General features: G+C 69.8%; 18 protein-coding genes. 7 read left to right on the top strand and 11 right to left on the bottom strand.

Going from position 1 to position 17,769, the window contains the following annotated elements; all coding sequences use genetic code 11:
• Positions 1-18: 18 nt before the first annotated feature.
• The 3 genes from AC07RM_RS27945 to AC07RM_RS27935 are packed head-to-tail and all read right to left on the bottom strand — an operon-like array spanning position 19 to position 3,808.
• Entirely contained in the window at positions 19-1,893 is a 1,875-nt protein-coding gene (locus AC07RM_RS27945; protein ID WP_495336625.1) for a M61 family metallopeptidase, read from the bottom strand.
• The gene (locus tag AC07RM_RS27940) at positions 1,893-2,627 is read right to left on the bottom strand and encodes a DsbC family protein (protein WP_093347960.1); all 735 of its coding nucleotides are present in this window, start codon (positions 2,625-2,627) and stop codon (positions 1,893-1,895) included. The genes AC07RM_RS27945 and AC07RM_RS27940 overlap by 1 nt, the downstream gene beginning before the upstream one ends.
• A 35-nt stretch (positions 2,628-2,662) precedes the next feature.
• Complete coding sequence (locus AC07RM_RS27935; protein WP_495336624.1) at positions 2,663-3,808, bottom strand: FAD-dependent monooxygenase; 1,146 nt, start codon at positions 3,806-3,808, stop codon at positions 2,663-2,665.
• A gap of 104 nt (positions 3,809-3,912) precedes the next feature.
• Here AC07RM_RS27935 and AC07RM_RS27930 point away from each other — a divergent pair, with 104 nt between their 5' ends.
• Positions 3,913-4,800 (top strand): MOSC domain-containing protein, encoded by an 888-nt coding sequence (locus AC07RM_RS27930; RefSeq protein WP_495336623.1) that lies wholly within the window; start codon positions 3,913-3,915, stop codon positions 4,798-4,800.
• A 4-nt stretch (positions 4,801-4,804) separates the two neighbouring features.
• Here AC07RM_RS27930 and rbsD read toward each other — a convergent pair whose 3' ends face one another.
• Genes rbsD through AC07RM_RS27900 form a run of 6 tightly spaced genes read right to left on the bottom strand, consistent with a single transcriptional unit; the run spans position 4,805 to position 10,888 of the window.
• Positions 4,805-5,203: a D-ribose pyranase gene (gene rbsD / locus AC07RM_RS27925; RefSeq protein ID WP_093347953.1), complete on the bottom strand. Its 399-nt coding sequence runs from the start codon at positions 5,201-5,203 to the stop codon at positions 4,805-4,807.
• Positions 5,200-6,159, bottom strand: a complete 960-nt coding sequence (rbsK, locus tag AC07RM_RS27920; RefSeq protein WP_495336622.1) for a ribokinase — start codon at positions 6,157-6,159, stop codon at positions 5,200-5,202. Before rbsK ends, rbsD begins: the two co-directional genes overlap by 4 nt.
• A complete protein-coding gene (locus AC07RM_RS27915; protein WP_208511298.1) occupies positions 6,156-7,241 on the bottom strand; it encodes a LacI family DNA-binding transcriptional regulator in 1,086 nt (361 codons plus the stop codon). The genes rbsK and AC07RM_RS27915 overlap by 4 nt, the downstream gene beginning before the upstream one ends.
• Before the next feature lie 50 nt (positions 7,242-7,291).
• Positions 7,292-8,284, bottom strand: coding sequence for an ABC transporter permease (locus AC07RM_RS27910; RefSeq protein WP_093347945.1), 993 nt, complete (start codon positions 8,282-8,284; stop codon positions 7,292-7,294).
• 20 nt (positions 8,285-8,304) lie between these two features.
• Positions 8,305-9,873, bottom strand: coding sequence for a sugar ABC transporter ATP-binding protein (locus tag AC07RM_RS27905; protein WP_495336621.1), 1,569 nt, complete (start codon positions 9,871-9,873; stop codon positions 8,305-8,307).
• A gap of 58 nt (positions 9,874-9,931) precedes the next feature.
• Positions 9,932-10,888 (bottom strand): sugar ABC transporter substrate-binding protein, encoded by a 957-nt coding sequence (locus AC07RM_RS27900; RefSeq protein WP_495336620.1) that lies wholly within the window; start codon positions 10,886-10,888, stop codon positions 9,932-9,934.
• A gap of 209 nt (positions 10,889-11,097) precedes the next feature.
• Here AC07RM_RS27900 and ychF point away from each other — a divergent pair, with 209 nt between their 5' ends.
• The 3 genes from ychF to AC07RM_RS27885 all read left to right on the top strand — a co-directional run bounded on the left by ychF (position 11,098) and on the right by AC07RM_RS27885 (position 13,928).
• Entirely contained in the window at positions 11,098-12,189 is a 1,092-nt protein-coding gene (ychF, locus tag AC07RM_RS27895; protein ID WP_296782923.1) for a redox-regulated ATPase YchF, read from the top strand.
• A 396-nt stretch (positions 12,190-12,585) separates the two neighbouring features.
• Positions 12,586-13,482 carry a DUF4019 domain-containing protein gene (locus tag AC07RM_RS27890; RefSeq protein WP_495336619.1) on the top strand — a complete coding sequence of 299 codons (897 nt, stop codon included), beginning with the start codon at positions 12,586-12,588 and terminating at the stop codon, positions 13,480-13,482.
• 26 nt (positions 13,483-13,508) lie between these two features.
• Positions 13,509-13,928 carry a hypothetical protein gene (locus AC07RM_RS27885; protein ID WP_093347937.1) on the top strand — a complete coding sequence of 140 codons (420 nt, stop codon included), beginning with the start codon at positions 13,509-13,511 and terminating at the stop codon, positions 13,926-13,928.
• Between the two features lie 21 nt (positions 13,929-13,949).
• On the opposite strand, the gene AC07RM_RS27880 is transcribed toward AC07RM_RS27885, so the two are convergent.
• A complete protein-coding gene (locus tag AC07RM_RS27880) occupies positions 13,950-14,972 on the bottom strand; it encodes a trypsin-like peptidase domain-containing protein (protein ID WP_256222735.1) in 1,023 nt (340 codons plus the stop codon).
• Positions 14,973-15,095: 123 nt separating this feature from the next.
• Here AC07RM_RS27880 and AC07RM_RS27875 point away from each other — a divergent pair, with 123 nt between their 5' ends.
• Positions 15,096-15,770 (top strand): glutathione S-transferase family protein, encoded by a 675-nt coding sequence (locus tag AC07RM_RS27875; protein ID WP_296800432.1) that lies wholly within the window; start codon positions 15,096-15,098, stop codon positions 15,768-15,770.
• Positions 15,771-15,779: 9 nt separating this feature from the next.
• On the opposite strand, the gene AC07RM_RS27870 is transcribed toward AC07RM_RS27875, so the two are convergent.
• Positions 15,780-16,250 (bottom strand): YqaA family protein, encoded by a 471-nt coding sequence (locus tag AC07RM_RS27870; protein ID WP_093347931.1) that lies wholly within the window; start codon positions 16,248-16,250, stop codon positions 15,780-15,782.
• Between the two features lie 194 nt (positions 16,251-16,444).
• Here AC07RM_RS27870 and dusB point away from each other — a divergent pair, with 194 nt between their 5' ends.
• Positions 16,445-17,503: a tRNA dihydrouridine synthase DusB gene (gene dusB / locus AC07RM_RS27865; RefSeq protein ID WP_495336618.1), complete on the top strand. Its 1,059-nt coding sequence runs from the start codon at positions 16,445-16,447 to the stop codon at positions 17,501-17,503.
• A gap of 17 nt (positions 17,504-17,520) precedes the next feature.
• Positions 17,521-17,757: a Fis family transcriptional regulator gene (locus tag AC07RM_RS27860; RefSeq protein WP_057590811.1), complete on the top strand. Its 237-nt coding sequence runs from the start codon at positions 17,521-17,523 to the stop codon at positions 17,755-17,757.
• The last annotated feature ends 12 nt before the right edge of the window (positions 17,758-17,769 follow it).

The following is a 17,769-nucleotide window of genomic DNA, read 5'->3' as shown; positions in this document are numbered from 1 at the left end:
GCTGCGTGACTCGCCGGCCTAGGCCTTCGTCGCCGCGATCGCCACCGGCGCCAGCCACTTCGAGACCCGGCCCGTGTCCTGCGCCAGCAGGCGCCAGGTCGTGACGCCCGTGGGCAGCACCAGCGGCAGCTTCACCAGCTTGCGGTCGCGCGCGACCAGCGCGGTGCAGCGCTTGCCCGCGCCGAGGTAGAGCGCGAGATCGTCGAGCCGGCCGATGCGCCAGCCTTGCGCGCTCTTGCGTCCCGCGGCCGGCAGCTCGATGCCGATCCATTCGTCGCCGGCCGCGAAGCCGGCCTTCTCGGCCGCGCCGCCGCGCAGCACCACCTTGACCTGCACGCTGCCGCCGCTCTCCGCCACGCGCAGGCCCAGCGTCTGCGCGGGCTGCGAGGGATCGTCGAGCGTGGCCACGCCGTGCAGGCGCAGCAACTCGGACAGCGGCAGCTCGGAGGTCGAATGCACCCAGGCCGCGAGCTCGGCCGCGTACGAGCGGCCGCCGGCGGCTTCGAGCGCGGCCGCGATGTCGGCCTCGCTCACCGGCCCGCCGCCGCTCGCGTTCCACAGGTGGCGCATCGCGTCGTCGAGCGTGCCGCGGCCCTCGGCGCGCAGCTTGAGGTCGAGGCACAGCGCGACCAGCGCGCCCTTGGTGTAGTAGCTGACCGTGCCGTTGGGCGTCTGCTCGTCCTGCCGGTAGTACTTGACCCAGGCGTCGAAGCTCGCGTCGGCCACCGACTGCACCTGCCGGCCCGGCGTCTGCTGCACCTGGTTGATGGTCTTGTTGACCAGCCGCAGGTAGGCCGCATCGTCGATCAGCTCGGCGCGGCGCAGCAGCAGGTCGTCGTAGTAGCTGGTGAAGCCCTCGAAGAACCACAGCAGCCGCGTGTAGTTCTCGCGGCCGTAGTCGTAGCGCGCGAACTCGGCCGGCCGCAGCCGCTTCACGTTCCAGGTGTGGAAGTACTCGTGGCTGATCAGGCCCAGCAGCGTGACGTAGCCGTCCGCGGACTTCTTCATGCCGAGCTGCGGCAGGTCGCGCCGGTTGCAGATCAGCGCCGTCGAATGGCGGTGCTCGAGGCCGCCGTAGCCGTCGTCGACCGCGTTGAGCATGAACACATAGCGGTCGATCGGCGGCTTCGGACCGCCGCGCTTGCCGACCTTGTCGCCGTGCCAGAAGCGCATCTCGGCTTCGCAGATGGCCTTCGTGTCGGCCAGCAGCCGATCGCCGTCGAACGAGGCCGCGGCACCCGCGACCACGAAGCGGTGCGGCACGCCGCCGGCCTCGAATTCGCCGCTCCAGAAGGCGCCGAGCTCGACCGGGCTGTCGGCCAGTTCGTCGTAGTCGGCCGCGAGGTAGCGGCCGAAGCCATGGCGGTCGGTCTTCAGCGGCGGCAGCGCGGTGGCGCAGGACCAGGGCGCGGCGCCCTCGGGCAGCGCCGAGGCGGCGGGCGCGACGATCTCGAGCGCATGCGGCGCATCGGTCTGGCCCTCGACCCGCAGGCACAGGCTGGTGCCGTTGAAGAAGCCGCGCTCGGCGTCGAGCCAGGCGGTGCGCACCGAGTTGTCGTAGGCGCAGACCTTGTAGCGCAGCACCAGCGGCTGGCCGGCCGTGCATTCGACGCGCCAGCTGCACTTGTCGAGCTGCGTCAGCACCGGTGCCTTGCGCCGTCCCTGCGAGGCCTGCAGCCCCTGCAGGTTCTTGGCGAACTCGCGCACCAGGTAGCTGCCCGGGATCCACACCGGCAGCGTCAGCTGCTGCTCGGCCGCGGGGCGGTCGATGGTGAGCGTGACCTCGAACAGGCGCGCATGCAGGTCGGCGCATTCCACGCGGTAGTGCACGCCGGGCGCGGCCACGGCCGCGGGCGTCGCGGCCGCGCGCCGCGAGGGGGACTTCGTCGCCATCAGCTGGCGGAGGCGGCGAGTTGCTTCTCGACCTGCTCGGCGGGCACGGCGCCCGGGGTGCGGGTGCCGTTGCTGTAGATCAGGGTGGGCGTGCCGGTGATGTTGTAGCGGCGGCCGAACTCGACGTTGCGCTGCAGCGCGGTCACGTCGCAGCTGCCGGGCGCGGTGGCCGGGCGCGTGCCCGCTTCCATCCAGTCGCTCCAGGCCTTGCCCTTGTCCTTGCTGCACCAGATGTCGCGCGACTTGACGGTCGAATCGGGTCCCAGCACCGGGTAGAGGAACAGGTAGACGGTGACGTTGTCGACCGACTTCATGTCCTTCTCGAAGCGCTTGCAGTAGCCGCAGTTCGGGTCCTCGAAGACCGCGAGCTTGCGCTTGCCGTTGCCGCGCACGATCTTGATCGCGTCCTTCACGGGCAGCTTGTCGAAGGCCACCTCCGACAGCTTCGCCACGCGTTCCTCGGTGAGGTTGCGGCGCGCGTTCACGTCGATCATGTTGCCCTCGAGCAGGTAGTTGCCCTGCTCGTCGGTGTAGTAGATCTGCGCGCCGTTGACGCGCACCTCGTAGAGGCCGGGCATCGGAGACTTGCTGACTTCGTCGATGGTCGGGAACTGCGGGATGCGTTCCTTGAGGTTCTTGCGGATCTCGGCTTCGCCGGCATGGGCGCCGAAGGCCGCGAAGAGCGCGAGCGACGCGAAGGCGGCGGGAAGCAGGTGGCGTGCGAGTGTCTTCATGGGTTCGAGGGAGTCGTGTTTCGGTTCGTCCGGGATCAGGTCTTCAGGCCCATGGCCTGCCGCGTGACCCAGTGCTTGACCAGGCGCGTGCGGTCGAAACCGCGCATGCCCCAGTTGCGCAGCGCGGGCAGCGGGCCCAGGCTGTGCGAGAAGAGTTGCTGCAGCCCGTCGGTGGCGAGGCTCATCTGCAGCACCTCGGTGCGGCGCGCGCGTTCGTAGCGGCGCAGCAGGCGCGGGTCGCCCACGCTGCGCCAGTAGTCGCGTGCCTTGGCGATGGCGGCCAGCGCGGCCGCGTCGGCCAGGCCGAGGTTCAGGCCCTGGCCCGCGAGCGGATGCACGGTGTGGGCCGCGTCGCCGGCCAGTGCCCAGGTGCGCGGCGCCTGGCCGGCGGTCTGCTCGGTGGCGGGCAGGGTGCCGGTCCAGCGGTCGGCGATGGCGCGCGAGAGCGGCCAGGCGGCGCGCTCGCTCACCAGCCGCAGCGCGCCGAAGGCCTGGTGGCTGGCCTCGGTCACGGTGGCATTGAATTCCTCGGCCGATTGCGCGAGCAGCGCCGGCGCGCGCAACTGGTCGACCGACCACACCAGCGCCAGCCGGCGGCCGTGCACGCCGTCGAGCGGCAGCAGCGCGAACACCTCGCCCTTGTCGTTGAACCACTGGCGCGCCGTGCCGTCGTGCGATTGCTCGGCCTCGAGCCGCGCCGCGATCGCATGCTGCGGATAGCGCGTGACCGCGTAGCTCACGCCGAGCGCTTCGCGCGTGGCGCTGGCCTTGCCTTCGCAGACCACGGTGAGCGGCGCGGCGACCGGTTCGCTCACCACCTCGATCTGGGGCTGGAAGCGCACCGCGTCGGCCAGCTGCTTCTCGAGTGCCGGCACGTCGACGATCCAGGCCAGCGCCTCGACCTTCTGGCGCGCGGCGCTGAACTGCACGCGGCCGCCCTCGTCGCCGTCGACCACCATCTCGCGCACCGGCGTGGCGCTGATGCCTTCGGGCCAGGCGCGCAGCGAAGCCAGCAGTTCGCGCGAGGCGGCATTGAGCGCATAGGCGCGGACGTCTTCCCGCTCGGCGGCGGCGGGCGGCGCCACCAGCGCCACGCGCACGCGTTCGCGCGCGAGCAGCAGGGCCAGCGTGCGGCCGACGATGCCGGCGCCGCGGATACAGACTTCGGGGGGGAGGGCCATCGCGGCATTGTAGGAGGAGGCTCTTGCGGCCGGCCCCGTGGGGAAACCGTCCATGGGGGTATGCCGGGAGCGAGGACAATCGAGCCCCCATCCGAGGAGCCCCCGTGACAGATTTCGATCTCCAGGCCACCATCGCGCGCCTGTTCGTGTACCCCGTCAAGTCGTGCGCCGGCGTCGAGCTGCCCGAAGCGCTGCTGACCGAGACCGGCCTCGAGTTCGACCGGGCCTGGATGGTGGTCGACGAAGAGGGCGAGTTCGTCACGCAGCGGCAGCTGCCGCGCATGGCACTGATCAAGCCGCAGATGAAGCACACCGAGGTGGTGCTGCGCGCGCCCGGCATGCTGGCGCTGCACCTGGCCTTCGACCGGGTCGAGCAGCCGATGCGGGTGCGGGTCTGGAAGGACGAGGTCGATGCCTACGACATGGGCGACATCGCGGCCCAGTGGTTCAGCGACTTCCTCTCCGAGCCCGGCAAGCCGCAGAAGCTGCGCCTGGTGCGCTTCGACCCCGAGGTCAAGCGGCTGTCGAGCCTCAAGTGGACCGGCGGCATCGAGGCCCAGACCCAGTTCGCCGACGGCTTCGCGCTGCTGGTGGCCAGCGAGGGCTCGCTGGCCGAGCTCAACGAGCGGCTGGCGCGCGACGGCCATGGCCCGGTGGGCATCGAGCGCTTCCGGCCCAACATCGTGCTGGCCGGCATCGAGTCGCACGACGAGGACCGCGTCGAGATGCTGCATGTGGCCAGCGGCGCCGAGGGCTCGGAGGACGGCGCGCAGCTGCAGCCGGTCAAGCCCTGCACCCGCTGCCCCATTCCCGACATCGACCCGGCCACCGCGCTGAGCAGCCCCGAGGTCAACGACACGCTGCGCACCTACCGCGCCGATCCGCGTGTCGACGGCGGCATCACCTTCGGCATGAACTGCATCGTGATCCAGGGCGTGGAGCAGATGCTCAAGGTCGGGCAGCCAGTCGGGGCGAACTACAAGTTCGAGTGAATGGTCAGAACGTCACGCCCGCGCACAGGATGATGTTCGCGTAGGGCGTGCATTCGCCCGTGCGCACCACGGCCCTGGCGCGCGCGCTCAGGCGTTTCAGTTCCTCGTGCGACACCGTCTCGGGCACGACCGCGAGCTGCCCCGCGCACCATTCGGGCAGCTCGCCCGTGGCGCGGCCCTCGACCGCCTCGCGCGCGAGCAGCGCGCGCTCCACCTGCAGTTCGCTGAGCACCGCCTTCAATACCTCGGCCACGCGCGGCACGCCGGGCGTGAGCGCGAGGTCGATGCGGCGCGGGCCGTCGGGAATCGGCAGGCCGGCGTCGCCGATCACGAGCATGTCGCCATGGCCCATGGTGGCGATGACCTGGGACAGTTCGGAGTGCAGCAGGGCGGTACGTTTCACAGCGGGATCCAGTCGGGAGGCAGGGGGCTGCGCAGCACGGCTTCGCGCTGCGGGATGGAAGGCTGGGCGCCGGGCTGCTGGATGCACAGCGCGGCGGCGCGGATGCCCAGGCGCACGGCCTCGTCGAAGGACTGGCCCTCGCCGAGCGCGGTGGCGAGCGCGCCGAGGAAGGTGTCGCCGGCGGCCGTGGTGTCGACCGCCTGCACCACCAGCGCCGGATGGTGGCGCGCGCCGTCGGCATCGACCGCCACCGCGCCGCGCGCGCCGAGCGTGACCACCACGCGCGCGATGCCGCGCGCGCGCATCGCCTGTCCGGCGGCCGCGGCCTCGAGCGGGCTGTCGGCGCCCAGGCCGCTGAGCGTGCGCGCCTCGATCTCGTTGACCACCAGCGTGTCGATCTTCGGCCACAGGGGCTCGGCGATGGCCTGCACCGGCGAGGGATTGAGCAGCACCTTGCAGCCGGCCTCGTGCGCCACCGCGATCGCGCGCTCGACCTGCGCCATCGGGGTCTCGAACTGGGTCACGAGGAAGGCCGCGCCCTCGAGCCGGCTGCGCAGGTCCGCCGCGTCGAGGTCGACGCCGGCATTGGCGCCCGCGATCATCACGATGCGGTTCTGGCCGCTGTCCTCGACCATGATCAGCGCGGTGCCCGTGGGTTCGGCGGCATCGGTGCGCAGGGCCTCGGTGTCGATGCCGTCGCGCTCGAGCGCCTGGCGCAGCGCGCGGCCGTGGTCGTCGTCGCCCACGCAGCCGATCATCCGCACCTGCGCGCCTTCGCGCGCGCAGCTCACGGCCTGGTTGGCGCCCTTGCCGCCGGGGATGGTGGCGAAGGAGCGGCCCAGCAGGGTCTCGCCCGCGGCGGGCGCATGCGGCACGCGCAGCACCAGGTCCATGTTGAGGCTGCCGAGCACCACGATGCGCGGTGCCGCGGGGCGGGAGGAAGACGTCGGGCTCACGGGGTGCGGGACTTTCGGGTGTCGGCGGAAGAAGGGGCGGAGACGGGTGCGGCCGCGGGCGCTCCGGAATAGCGCGCGGTCGAGGCGCGCACGTGCAGCTCGGGCTGCAGCACCACCTTGCGCGCATCGCGGCGGCGGCCGCCCACGCGCTCGAGCAGCATGTCGACCGCCAGCGCGCCGATGCGCTCCTTGGGCTGGGCGACGGTGGTGAGCGCGGGGCTGGTGTAGGCCGAGAGTTCGATGTCGTCGAAGCCGACGATCGAGAGCTCGTCGGGCACCCGCACGCCGCTCTCGTGCGCGGCGCGCAGCGCGCCGATCGCCATCAGGTCGTTGCAGACGAAGACGGCCGAGGGAATGTCGTTGGTGCCGGCGCGCAGGATGGCGTGCATCGCCTCGTAGCCGCCCTGGCTGGTGAAGCCGCCGCGCCACAGCAGCGCGTCGGCGTCGGCCGCGCCCGTGCTGTTGCCGCTCTCGGCCAGCGCCATGCGCCAGCCCGCGATGCGCTGCTCGCTCGGCGACACGCCCTGCGGCCCGCCGATGCAGGCGATGCGGCGATGGCCCAGCGACAGCAGGTGGCGCACCGCGAGCAGGCCGCCCTGCATGTGGGCGGTCTCGACCAGGTCGCAGTGCGGGTCGGCGATCTCGCGGTCGAGCAGCACGGTCGGCACCTTGAGGCCGTTGAGCTGCCTGGCCAGCGAGTCGTCGTCGCCGGTCGACACCACGATCAGCCCGTCGATGCGGCGCTCGGCCAGCACCTGCAGGTACACGCTCTGGCGGTGCGGCTCGTCGTCGGTGTTGCACAGGATCAGCGTGTAGCCGGCGCCGAAGCAGCGGTCCTCGATGATGCGCACGATCTCGGCGAAGTAGGGGTTCGAGCTGTTCGGGATCAGCATCCCGAGCGTCGAGGTGGTGTTGCTCTTGAGGCTGCGCGCCATCGCGTTGGGCACGTAGCCGAGTTCGCGGATCGCGAGCTCGACGCGCTCGCGGCCCTTGGCGCTGACGTGGCGCGTGTCGTTGACCACGTGCGAGACGGTGGTGACCGACACGCCCGCGCGCAGTGCGACGTCCTTGATGGTGGCCATGGCCTGGGTGTTCCTGTTGCGGGGTGCTGCTTCGTGGGGAGGGGGGTGCGTCAGGCCAGCCGGCGGTCGGCGCGGCGCTGGCGCAGGGTGTCGATGATCACCGCAACCACGATCACCGCGCCGGTGATGATGCGCTTGCTGGGCTCGCTGGCGCCGACCTGCGCCAGGCCGGCCTCGAGCACCGCGATGATCAGCACGCCGAAGAAGGTGTTGACCACCGAGCCGCGCCCGCCCATCAGGCTGGTGCCGCCGATCACCACCGCGGCGATCACCTGCAGCTCGATGCCCACGCCCGAGTTCGGGTCGGCCGCCTCGAGGCGCGCCGACTGCATCAGCCCCGCCAGGCCGGCCAGCAGGCCCGTGACCGCGAACACCACGATGCGGATCGGCCGCGGGTCGATGCCCGCGAGCCGCATCGCTTCCTCGTTGGTACCGATGCCCACCACGTAGCGGCCGAACACCGTGCGCGACAGCACCAGTTGGCCCACGATCACCAACACCACCGCGAGCACGAAGGCCGCCGAGATGCCGCCGATCCACGGCGCCGCCAGGCCCGAGATGGCATCGCCCACGTACTGGGTGCGCGAGTCGGTCACGAGGTAGGCACCGCCGCGCACGGCCTCGAGCATGCCGAGCGAGACGATGAAGCTCGGCAGCCGCCAGGCCACCGACACGGCACCGGTGATCGCGCCGCAGATCAGGCCCGTGGCCAGGCCCAGCAGCGCGGCCAGCGGCACCGGCAGGTGCCATTGCAGGATGGCGGCGGCGGCCACCGCCGCGCTGAGCGCCAGCACCGAGCCCACCGAGAGGTCGATGCCCGCGATGATCAGCACGAAGGTCATGCCCACGGCCATCACGGCCAGCGCGGGGATCTCGTTGGCGATGGTGACGAAGGTCTCCACCGTGAGGAAGTATTCGCTGAGGCTGCCGAACAGCGCGATCATGCCGAGCAGCACCACGGCCAGGCCGATGTAGGTGCCGAGCTGGCCCTTGAGGGAGCCGGCGCCGGAGGCGGGGGGAGCGGAAGCGGTGGTGGTCGTCATGGGGCGAAGGAGGATGAGGCTCAGGCGGCGGCCGCGAGAGCGTGAGCGGTGGGGGCTGCGGAGGTGGCGCGGCCGGTGTCGCCGAAGGCCGCGGCCAGGATCGACTGCTGGTCCCAGGCGCCGCGCTCGAACACCGCCACCAGGCGGCCGGCGTGCATCACGCCGATGCGGTCGCACATGGCCATGAGTTCGCGCAGGTCGCTCGACACCATCAGCAGCGCCTTGCCGGCCTCGGCCATGCGGTCGAGCTCGGCATAGAGGTCGGCGCGCGCGCCCACGTCGACGCCGCGCGTCGGCTCGTCGAGCAGCAGCACCTTGCATTCGCGATGCAGCCAGCGCGCGAACACCACCTTCTGCTGGTTGCCGCCGCTGAGCGTGGCCACGCTCTGCTCCTCGCTGCGCGAACGGATGCGCAGCGTCTGCACCAGCCGGCGCGCGATGCCGCGTTCGGCGGCCGCGCGCAGCCAGCCCAGGCGCGAGACCGCGCCGAGGTCGCTGAGCGTGGCGTTGACGCGGATCGACTGCGTCATCAGCAGGCCCTGCGACTTGCGGTCCTCGGTGACCAGGCCGATGCCGGCGCGGATCGCCTGCATCGGCGAGCGCCAGCGGCCCGCGGCCGGTTGCTGCGCGCCGGGCCAGTGGAGTTCGATCGTGCCGCGCTCGGCCTTGTCGGCGCCGAACAGCAGCCGCACGAGCTCGGTGCGGCCCGAGCCCACGAGCCCGGCGATGCCCATCACCTCGCCCGCGCGCAATTGCAGGTCGACGTCGCGCACCGCGCTGCCGCGGCCGATGCCGTGCGCGCTCAGCATCGGCGCGCCGGCCACGCGGCGCGGACGGCCATCGTGCTCGTGCACCGCGCGGCCGACCATGCGCTCCACCAGCTCGGATTCGCGCACGCCGGCCATCGGCCGCACGTCGACCAGGCGGCCGTCGCGCAGCACCGCCACGCGGTCGGCGATGCGCTGCAGTTCCTCGAGCCGGTGCGAGACGTAGACGATGCCCACGCCGCGCGCCTTCAGCAGCGCGATCTGCTCGAACAGGTGCTCGGTCTCGCGCGGCGTCAGCATCGCGGTCGGCTCGTCGAGGATCAGCACGCGGGTGTCGTCGAGCAGGTTGCGCGCGATCTCCACCATCTGCTGCTGGCCGATGCCCAGGCGCGAGACCGGCACGGCCGGATCGATGTGCGAGAGGCCGATCTTCGCGAGCTGCAGCCGCGCGGCCGCGTGCAGCTCGGCGCGCTGCAGCCAGCCCATGCGCTGCGGCAGCCGGTCGAGCAGCAGGTTCTCGGCCACCGTGAGCGTGGGCACCAGCCCGAGTTCCTGCATCACCATGCGCACGCCGTGCGCCTCGGCGTCGCGGCGCGAGCCCGGCTGGAACGGCGCGCCGCCCAGCAGCATCGTGCCGCGCGTCGGCGTGACCAGGCCGCAGACGATCTTGGAGAGGGTGCTCTTGCCGGCACCGTTCTCTCCGGTCAGCGCGAGCACCTCGCCGGCCTCCAAGGTGAGGCTCACGCCGTCGAGCACCGGCGCGGCGTAGTCCTTGCCGATGTCGTGGAGCGCGAAGAGCGGCGTGGCGGGGGTTGCGGACATGGGCGCCGGCAAGGGTGGTTTCTCGAGGTGTGTGACAGCGGTGAAGGAGGCGCGGTGCTTACTTCTTCGAGTCCTTGGTCACCAGCACCACGTCGGTCTTGATCTCGGCCGGCATGTCGGCCTGGCTCTTCTTGTCGGCGATCGCCTTCAGCGCGGTCTCGATGCCGAACACCGCCTGCTTGTCGGCGAACTGGTCGGCCGTGGCGAGCACGCGGCCGTCGGCCAGCATCGGCTTGATGGCGCCGATGTTGTCGTAGCCCACCACCTGCACCTTGCCGGCCTTGCCCGCGGCCTTCACCGCCGCCACCGCGCCCAGCGCCATGCTGTCGTTGCCGGCCAGCAGGGCCTTTAGGTCGGGGTTCTCGCGCATCATGCCGGCGGCCACCGTGTTGCCCTTGTCGATTTCCCACTGGCCCGACTGCACGCCGGTCACGGCGATGCCGGCGGCCTTCATCGCGTCCTGGTAGCCGAGAGTGCGCTGCTGCGCATTGAAGGTGGTCGACACGCCTTCGATGATCCCGACCTTGTCGCCCGACTTCAGGCTCTTGGCGAGGTAGTCGCCCACCAGCTTGGCGCCAGCGCGGTTGTCGGGGCCGACGAAGGGCACCTGGATGTTCTTTTCCTTCAGCGCGGCCGCGTCGAGGCGGTTGTCGATGTTGACCACCAGGATGCCCTTGTCGATGGCGGCCTTGACCACCGGCACCAGCGCCTTCGAATCGGCCGGCGCGATCACCAGCGCATTGACCTTCTGCGCCACCATCTGCTCGACCATCTTGATCTGCGCGGCGGTGTCGGTCTCGTCCTTGATGCCGTTGGTCACCAGCGTGTACTTGCCCGAATTCGCCTTCTGGTGCGCCTTGGCCCCGTCTTCCATGGTGCGGAAGAACTCGTTGGCCAGCGACTTCATCACCAGCGCGACCTTGGGCTTGTCCTGCGCGAGCGCCGGCGTGGCGGCGAAGGTGCCCAGCAGGGCGAGAGCGGCGGCGGTCTGCACGGTGCGGCGGGTGAACTTCATGGTGCGTGTCTCCTGAGGTGTGTTGGAACGAACGATGACCGATCTGGCGGCCCGGCGCCGATGGTAATGGACGAAAACGTTTGCGCAAACGTTTGCTTATCGGGTTTTCATCGGGTTTTACCCTGACCCGCCGGCCCTGTTTAGCCGCCTGCCCGAACCGCCGGGCGGGGCGCCTCGCCTAAAATCGCCGGTTCACCTGAGGACCCCCCATGAGCTTGAAGTGCGGCATCGTCGGCCTGCCCAACGTCGGTAAATCCACCCTTTTCAATGCGCTGACCAAGGCCGGCATCGCAGCGGAAAACTATCCCTTCTGCACCATCGAGCCCAACGTGGGCATCGTCGAGGTGCCCGATCCGCGGCTCGCCCAGCTCGCCGACATCGTCAAGCCCGAGCGCGTGGTGCCCGCCATCGTTGAGTTCGTGGACATCGCGGGCCTGGTGGCCGGCGCCAGCACCGGCGAAGGCCTGGGCAACAAGTTCCTGGCCCACATCCGCGAAACCGACGCCACGGTGAACGTGGTGCGCTGCTTCGACGACGACAACGTGATCCACGTGGCCGGCAAGGTCGACCCGATCTCCGACATCGAGGTGATCCAGACCGAGCTGTGCCTGGCCGACCTGTCGACGGTCGAGAAGGCACTGCAGCGCCACACCAAGGTGGCCCGCTCGGGCGACAAGGACGCGCAGAAGCTGGTCGGCCTGCTCGAGCGCTGCCAGGCCGCGCTCAACGAGAACAAGCCCGTGCGCGCGCTCGAGTTCACCAAGGAAGAGCTGCCGCTGGTCAAGAGCTTCACGCTGATCACCGCCAAGCCCGCGATGTTCGTGGGCAACGTGGCGGAAGACGGCTTCGAGAACAACCCCTACCTCGACCGCCTGCGCGAGTACGCCGCCAAGCAGAACGCGCCCGTGGTGGCGATCTGCGCCAAGATCGAGGCCGACCTGTCCGAGATGGACGACGAGGACAAGAAGATGTTCCTGGCCGAGATCGGCCAGGACGAGCCGGGCCTCAACCGCCTGATCCGCGCCGCCTTCAAGCTGCTGGGCCTGCAGACCTACTTCACCGCCGGCGTGAAGGAAGTGCGCGCCTGGACCATCCACGTCGGCGACACCGGCCCGCAGGCGGCCGGCGTGATCCACACCGATTTCGAGAAGGGCTACATCCGCGCCCAGACCATCGGCTTCGACGACTACATCGCGCTGAAGGGCGAGCAGGGCGCGAAGGACGCGGGGAAGATGCGCTCGGAAGGCAAGGAATACGTCGTCAAGGATGGCGACGTGATGAACTTCCTGTTCAGTTCCTGAGCTTTTCGCGCCCTGCGCGATGAAAGCGCCGTGATCCGCAGCGTCACGGGTCCGGCGCCGTCTCCACCTCCCCCGCTTCACGCTTGCCAGCGGCGCAGCCTTCTGCTCGCACCAGTGCATCTGGCCCATTCCTGTTCATTTCAAAACCGGTTCGACTGGAGAGCGTGATTTGCTTCTCGGAAATTCGGATGTCTCCGAATTGAGTGGCAATTGATGAAATCCTGCGTGTGTATTATCCCGGGCGTTTTTGGATTCCTGCGGGGTGAATTCTCTTTGGAATCCGACGAATTCTGATTGAAATCCAAGCCAAATCATTCCATTGATTTGAGTCGGGCTCGATTCGGAATTCTCGAGGGATGCTCAAACATCCAGGAATAAAAAAGGGGAGGGAATTCAATGAACCGGATATTCACGCGCCTGCTTGCCGCCTGCCTCATGGCCGCGGGCCTGCAGATCGCCGCCGCGGCGCCACCGGTGTCGGATGCGGCGTCCGACGAGTTGCTGCGCGCCGCGACCGACATCCTTCGCAAGGCCGACGCCGACCAGGTGAGCGAGCTCTGGGATTCGGGCTCGAGCGTGCTGAAGAGCCGCATGGGCAAGACCGCCTTCGTGCGGGCCACGCGAAAGGCGCGGCTGTCGATGGGGCCCGTCACGGATCGCGAGTGGTCGAGCGTGACGCGCCTCAAATACCAGGCCGACAACGAGTCCGGTTTTCCCGCGGGCCTCTATGCCAATGTCGTGTTCTCCACCCAACTGGACAGCGGCAGGAAAGCCTCCGAAAGAATCAGCTTCGCGCGGGAGAACAACCGCTGGATCTTCACGGGCTATGCGATAGCGCGGGAGGCACCGGATACCGCCGCGACGCAGGACACGTCGGCGGCGCCCGCCAAGCCCGCAACCCAGCCCGCAACTCAGCCCGCAACTCAGCCGGCGGCGCCTGCGGTGCGCCAAGCCGGCGCCGCAGAGGTCGAGACCGCGGTGCGCGCCTGGGCCTCGGCCTGGTCGGCGCGGGACGTGGATCGCTACCTGGCGGCCTATGCGCCGGACTTCACGCCGGCCCGCGGCCAGAGCCGCTTCCGGTGGGAAGAAGAGCGCCGGGCCCGCATCACGAGCAAGTCGAGCATCGGCGTCACGCTCGAGGACCTGGTGATCAGCGTCGATGGCGAGAACGCGAGCGCCCGGTTCCGGCAGAACTACCGCGCGGACACCTTGAGGGAGGTGAGCCGCAAGACGCTGGAGTTGCAGCGCTCGGGCGGCCAGTGGCTGATCCGCAGGGAAAGCAGCGGCGGCTGAGCTCGCCGCGAACGGCCATGGCCTCGATGTCGAACGACGAACTTTTCGCCCAGGCCGTGTTCGCCTCGACCCAGGCGGGCGAGAAGCTCATGCGCAGGGACGGGGCGCTTCCTCCGCTGGGTCTCGCGTTCCTGCGCGAGGGCGCCGATGTCCTGCTGGTCAATCCGCAGGAAGAAGACCGGGCGAAGAACCTCGATGGCGAGCGGCTCCAGGAGCGGGTGCACGAGCGTCTTCGCGCCATCGTCGGGCAGCGCGACGATGTGGTCGCCGTGTCGACCGTCCTGTACCAGCGGGGACGAGGACGGATCTATGTCCAGGTCGAACTGCCCGAAGCGGTGATGCAGCCGCTGGTCTTCGCCGTGGCGCGGGTGAATGGCGTGTGGACCGTCTCGGACAGCTGGGAGTCGTTCCACCGCCTGATCGCGGCCCCCCTCTTCGCGCGCTGAGCTGAGTCGAGGGCGGGCGGTTCAGCGCGCCGCCTGCTGCTTGCCCCACACCACCGTGTTGTCCACCGCGTAGGCCGCGCACACCACCTTGCGCTGCGTGCAGCCCTTGAGATGCTCGGTCAGCGCGGCCGAGCTGGTGGCGGTGCCGAAGCGGCTGTCGCTGGTGATCAGGAAGGCGCGCGGCCGCGCCTGCAGCAGGAACTGGCGGTAGGCGACGCGGATCTGCTGCGGATCGGCGCCGACCACCGGCAGCGCGGCTTCGTCGGCGATGTCGGCGTGGCCCGAGGGCGTGGGCTCGCCGTTCGACTGCAGCACCACGCCCACGGTCTTGAGCAGTTCGCGCCAGGTCTCGCGCTCGGCCATCACGCGCTGCGGCAGTTCCATCACCCATTGCGCGGGATAGGCGAAGCCCAGGTTCGAGCCGCCGGGCGAGATGCGGTCGGTGACGCCGATCAGCCGGCCATCGGTGTCGAAGAGGCCGCCGCCGCTCGAGCCCGAGGACACGGGCGCCGAGGTCTGGACGATCGGCAACTGCCCCGGCGCGCGCGGTCGCAGCGCCGAGATCAGGCCCTCGCTGAGCGTGCGCTCGAGGCCGTGCGGGCTGCCGATGGCGAACACGCGCTGGCCCACGCGCAGGCTGTCGGCCGGCGCGATCTCGACGGCGTGCAATTGCAACGGTGTCTCGGTCATCAGCACGCAGAGGTCGCGCGTCGCATCGGGGTCGCGCAGGATGCTGCCGATCTTGATCGTGGTCTGTCCCTGCATCACGGTCACGGCCGCGGCACCGTCGACCACGTGGCAGGCGGTGGCCAGCGCGGTGGGCGTGACCGCCACGGCGCTGCCCACGGTCACCTGGTTGTCGCCGCGGTCGCCCTTGACGGTCCAGACCGCGGGCGAGGCATGCTGGTAGAGCGCCTCGGGATCGAGCGCGGCCTGCGCGGGACGGTGGGCCACTGCGGCCGCCGTGAAGAACAGCGCGAACATCGCGCCGCGCCAGCCCCCGTGCATGCGGCGCGGCGGGGTCGGCGTGGTGGTCGGTGTCATGCGGCCAGTGTAGGAAGCGGCTTCGCCCGCGCCTGTAGGCGACCGCGCTGACAGGGCTGCGCTTTGCCGCGCGTCACGCTAGACTGCCGCGCCCCGTCGCCCTCGCTTCATTCCAACCTCGCCATGCTCACCGTCCACCATCTCAACAACTCGCGCTCGCAGCGCGTGCTCTGGCTGCTCGAAGAACTGGGCCTGCCCTACGAGATCGTCCACTACCAGCGCGATCCGAACACCATGTTGGCGCCCGCTTCGCTGCGCGCGGTGCATCCGCTGGGCAAGTCGCCGGTGGTGACCACCGACGAAGGACTGGTGCTCGCCGAGTCGGGCGCGATCATCGAGACCGTGATCGAGCGCTACGGCCAGGGCCGCCTCGCGCCCGCGCCGCTCACGCCCGAGGCGCTGCGCTACCGCTACTGGCTGCACTTCGCCGAGGGCACGGCGATGTCGCCGCTGCTGCTCAAGCTGGTGTTCGACCGCATCGAGAGCAGCAAGATGCCCTTCTTCGCCAAGCCGGTGGCCAAGGCCATCGCCGCCAAGGCCAAGTCGGCGTTCATCCTGCCGAACATCGCGAGCCACCTCAACTACATGGAAGCCGAACTCGGCAAGAGCGAATGGTTCGCGGGCGATGCCTTCAGCGGCGCCGATATCCAGATGAGCTTCGTGGTCGAGGCCGCGCATGCGCGCGGCGGGCTCGATGCGAAACGCCCGAAGCTCATGGACTGGCTCGCGCGCATCCATGCGCGCCCCGCCTACCAGCAGGCCCTCGAGCGCGGTGGCCCGTACGAACTGCTGAACTGAGTCCCTCGCTCAGGACGGAAAGATGTAGAGCAGCGCCACCGTCATCGTGACGTAGCGCAGGAACTTGCCGATCGCCATGTAGGCCAGGCAGGGCCAGAACGGCAGCCGCAGCCAGCCCGCGACCGCGCACAGCGGATCGCCGACCAGCGGCAGCCAGCTCAGCAGGCAGGCCTTCGGGCCGAGCCGCTCGAGCCAGCCGAGCACGCGCACGTGGTGCTTCGAGTGCGAGTACTTGTCGGCCACCTTGTGCGCGCCGTAGCCCATCCACCAGTCGACCGCGCCGCCGAGCGTGTTGCCCACGGTGGCGACCGCGATCGCGGGCCAGAACAGCTCGGGATTGAGCTTGAGCAGGCCGAACAGCACCGGCTCCGAGCCCACGGGCAGCAGCGTCGCCGAGATGAAGGCGGCGATGAACAGCGTGGAGAGGCCGTATTGCGGCAGCGCGAGAAGTGCGAGGAGTGCGTCGAGCCAGGCTTGCATAAGGTCGGCGCAGTATAGGCAGCGGGTTCGCGATGCCGAGTCGGAAAAGGCGCCGCCGCGCATGGGATTTCCACCCGTGTTTACACCCGTACCAGCGGCGCGAATCGGCGCAAATCGTTTCAGTCACTGAAATGGCAGGTGGCTACAATCGTGCCTCATTTTTCAGCAGCCGACGCGCACAGCCTTCCTCCGTCATGACCTTGCAGATCGGCAACCACACGCTGGAGAACCGCCTGTTCGTCGCGCCCATGGCCGGCGTGACGGACCGGCCCTTCCGCATGCTGTGCCGCTCGCTCGGCGCGGGCTACGCGGTCAGCGAGATGGTGACCTCGCGCAAGGACCTCTGGAATTCGCTCAAGACCTCGCGCCGTGCCAACCATGACGGCGAGCCGGGCCCCATCGCGGTGCAGATCGCGGGCACCGACGCGGCCATGATGGCCGAGGCCGCGGTCTACAACATCGAGCGCGGCGCGCAGATCATCGACATCAACATGGGTTGCCCGGCCAAGAAGGTCTGCAACAAGTGGGCCGGTTCGGCGCTGATGCGCGACGAGCCGCTGGCGCTCGAGATCGTGAGCGCGGTGGTCGATGCGGCGCAGCCGCATGGCGTACCGGTCACGCTCAAGATGCGCACCGGCTGGAGCATGGAGCACCGCAACGCGGTGAAGCTCGCGCGCGATTTCGAATCGGCCGGCGTGCAGATGCTCACGGTGCACGGCCGCACGCGCGAGCAGGGTTACAAGGGCCAGGCCGAGTACGACACCATCGCCGCCGTGAAGGCCGCGGTGCGCGTGCCGGTGGTGGCCAACGGCGACGTGCGTTCGCCCGAGAAGGCGCGCGAGGTGCTCGCGGCCACCGGCGCCGACGCGGTGATGATCGGCCGCGCGGCCCAGGGCCGGCCGTGGATCTTCCGCGAGATCGCCCACTTCCTCGACACCGGCACGCACCGCGCGCCGCCGCTGGTGGCCGAGGTGCGCCGGCTGCTGCTCGACCACCTGGTGGAGCACTACGCGCTGTACGGCGACTACAGCGGCGTGCGCACCGCGCGCAAGCACATCGGCTGGTACGTGCGCGCGCTGCCCGGCGGCGAGGAATTCCGTTCGCGCATGAACGCCATCGAGGACTGCGAGGCGCAGCTGCGCGCGGTCGGCGAGTATTTCGACGGGCTCGCGGACCAGATGGACCGCATCCCGCAGCACCAGGCGGCCGAAGAGCTGTCCGGCGAAGAGGAGGCGGCCTGCGCCGCCGATTGAGAGAAGAGAAGAAAAGCATGAGCAAGAAACACATCGAGGACTGCGTGCGCACCAGTCTGGAGAGCTACTTCCGCGATCTGCGCGGCACCGAACCCGACGGCATGTACGAGATGCTCGTGCGCGTGGTCGAGAAACCCCTGCTCGATGTCGTGATGACGCGCGCCGAGGGCAACCAGTCGAAGGCCGCCCAGTGGCTGGGCCTGAACCGCAACACGCTGCGCAAGAAGCTGGTCGAACACAAACTTTTGAAATGAACGAGAACGCAC

The organism is Variovorax sp. GW821-FHT09B05 (genome assembly GCF_059418265.1).
The sequence above is the reverse complement of the archived record's forward strand: the minus strand, read 5'-3'. Positions and strand labels throughout refer to the sequence as shown.

Excerpts from the sequence above, each read along its gene's own strand:
- AC07RM_RS27875 (WP_296800432.1), top strand. The coding sequence starts at position 15,096 with ATGCTCACCGTCCACCATCTCAACAACTCGCGCTCGCAGCGCGTGCTC.
- AC07RM_RS27900 (WP_495336620.1), bottom strand. The coding sequence starts at position 10,888 with ATGAAGTTCACCCGCCGCACCGTGCAGACCGCCGCCGCTCTCGCCCTG.
- AC07RM_RS27905 (WP_495336621.1), bottom strand. The coding sequence starts at position 9,873 with ATGTCCGCAACCCCCGCCACGCCGCTCTTCGCGCTCCACGACATCGGC.
- AC07RM_RS27885 (WP_093347937.1), top strand. The coding sequence starts at position 13,509 with ATGTCGAACGACGAACTTTTCGCCCAGGCCGTGTTCGCCTCGACCCAG.
- AC07RM_RS27860 (WP_057590811.1), top strand. The coding sequence starts at position 17,521 with ATGAGCAAGAAACACATCGAGGACTGCGTGCGCACCAGTCTGGAGAGC.
- AC07RM_RS27935 (WP_495336624.1), bottom strand. The coding sequence starts at position 3,808 with ATGGCCCTCCCCCCCGAAGTCTGTATCCGCGGCGCCGGCATCGTCGGC.
- AC07RM_RS27910 (WP_093347945.1), bottom strand. The coding sequence starts at position 8,284 with ATGACGACCACCACCGCTTCCGCTCCCCCCGCCTCCGGCGCCGGCTCC.
- AC07RM_RS27915 (WP_208511298.1), bottom strand. The coding sequence starts at position 7,241 with ATGGCCACCATCAAGGACGTCGCACTGCGCGCGGGCGTGTCGGTCACC.
- AC07RM_RS27890 (WP_495336619.1), top strand. The coding sequence starts at position 12,586 with ATGAACCGGATATTCACGCGCCTGCTTGCCGCCTGCCTCATGGCCGCG.
- AC07RM_RS27940 (WP_093347960.1), bottom strand. The coding sequence starts at position 2,627 with ATGAAGACACTCGCACGCCACCTGCTTCCCGCCGCCTTCGCGTCGCTC.
- AC07RM_RS27945 (WP_495336625.1), bottom strand. The coding sequence starts at position 1,893 with ATGGCGACGAAGTCCCCCTCGCGGCGCGCGGCCGCGACGCCCGCGGCC.
- AC07RM_RS27880 (WP_256222735.1), bottom strand. The coding sequence starts at position 14,972 with ATGACACCGACCACCACGCCGACCCCGCCGCGCCGCATGCACGGGGGC.
- AC07RM_RS27870 (WP_093347931.1), bottom strand. The coding sequence starts at position 16,250 with ATGCAAGCCTGGCTCGACGCACTCCTCGCACTTCTCGCGCTGCCGCAA.
- ychF (WP_296782923.1), top strand. The coding sequence starts at position 11,098 with ATGAGCTTGAAGTGCGGCATCGTCGGCCTGCCCAACGTCGGTAAATCC.
- dusB (WP_495336618.1), top strand. The coding sequence starts at position 16,445 with ATGACCTTGCAGATCGGCAACCACACGCTGGAGAACCGCCTGTTCGTC.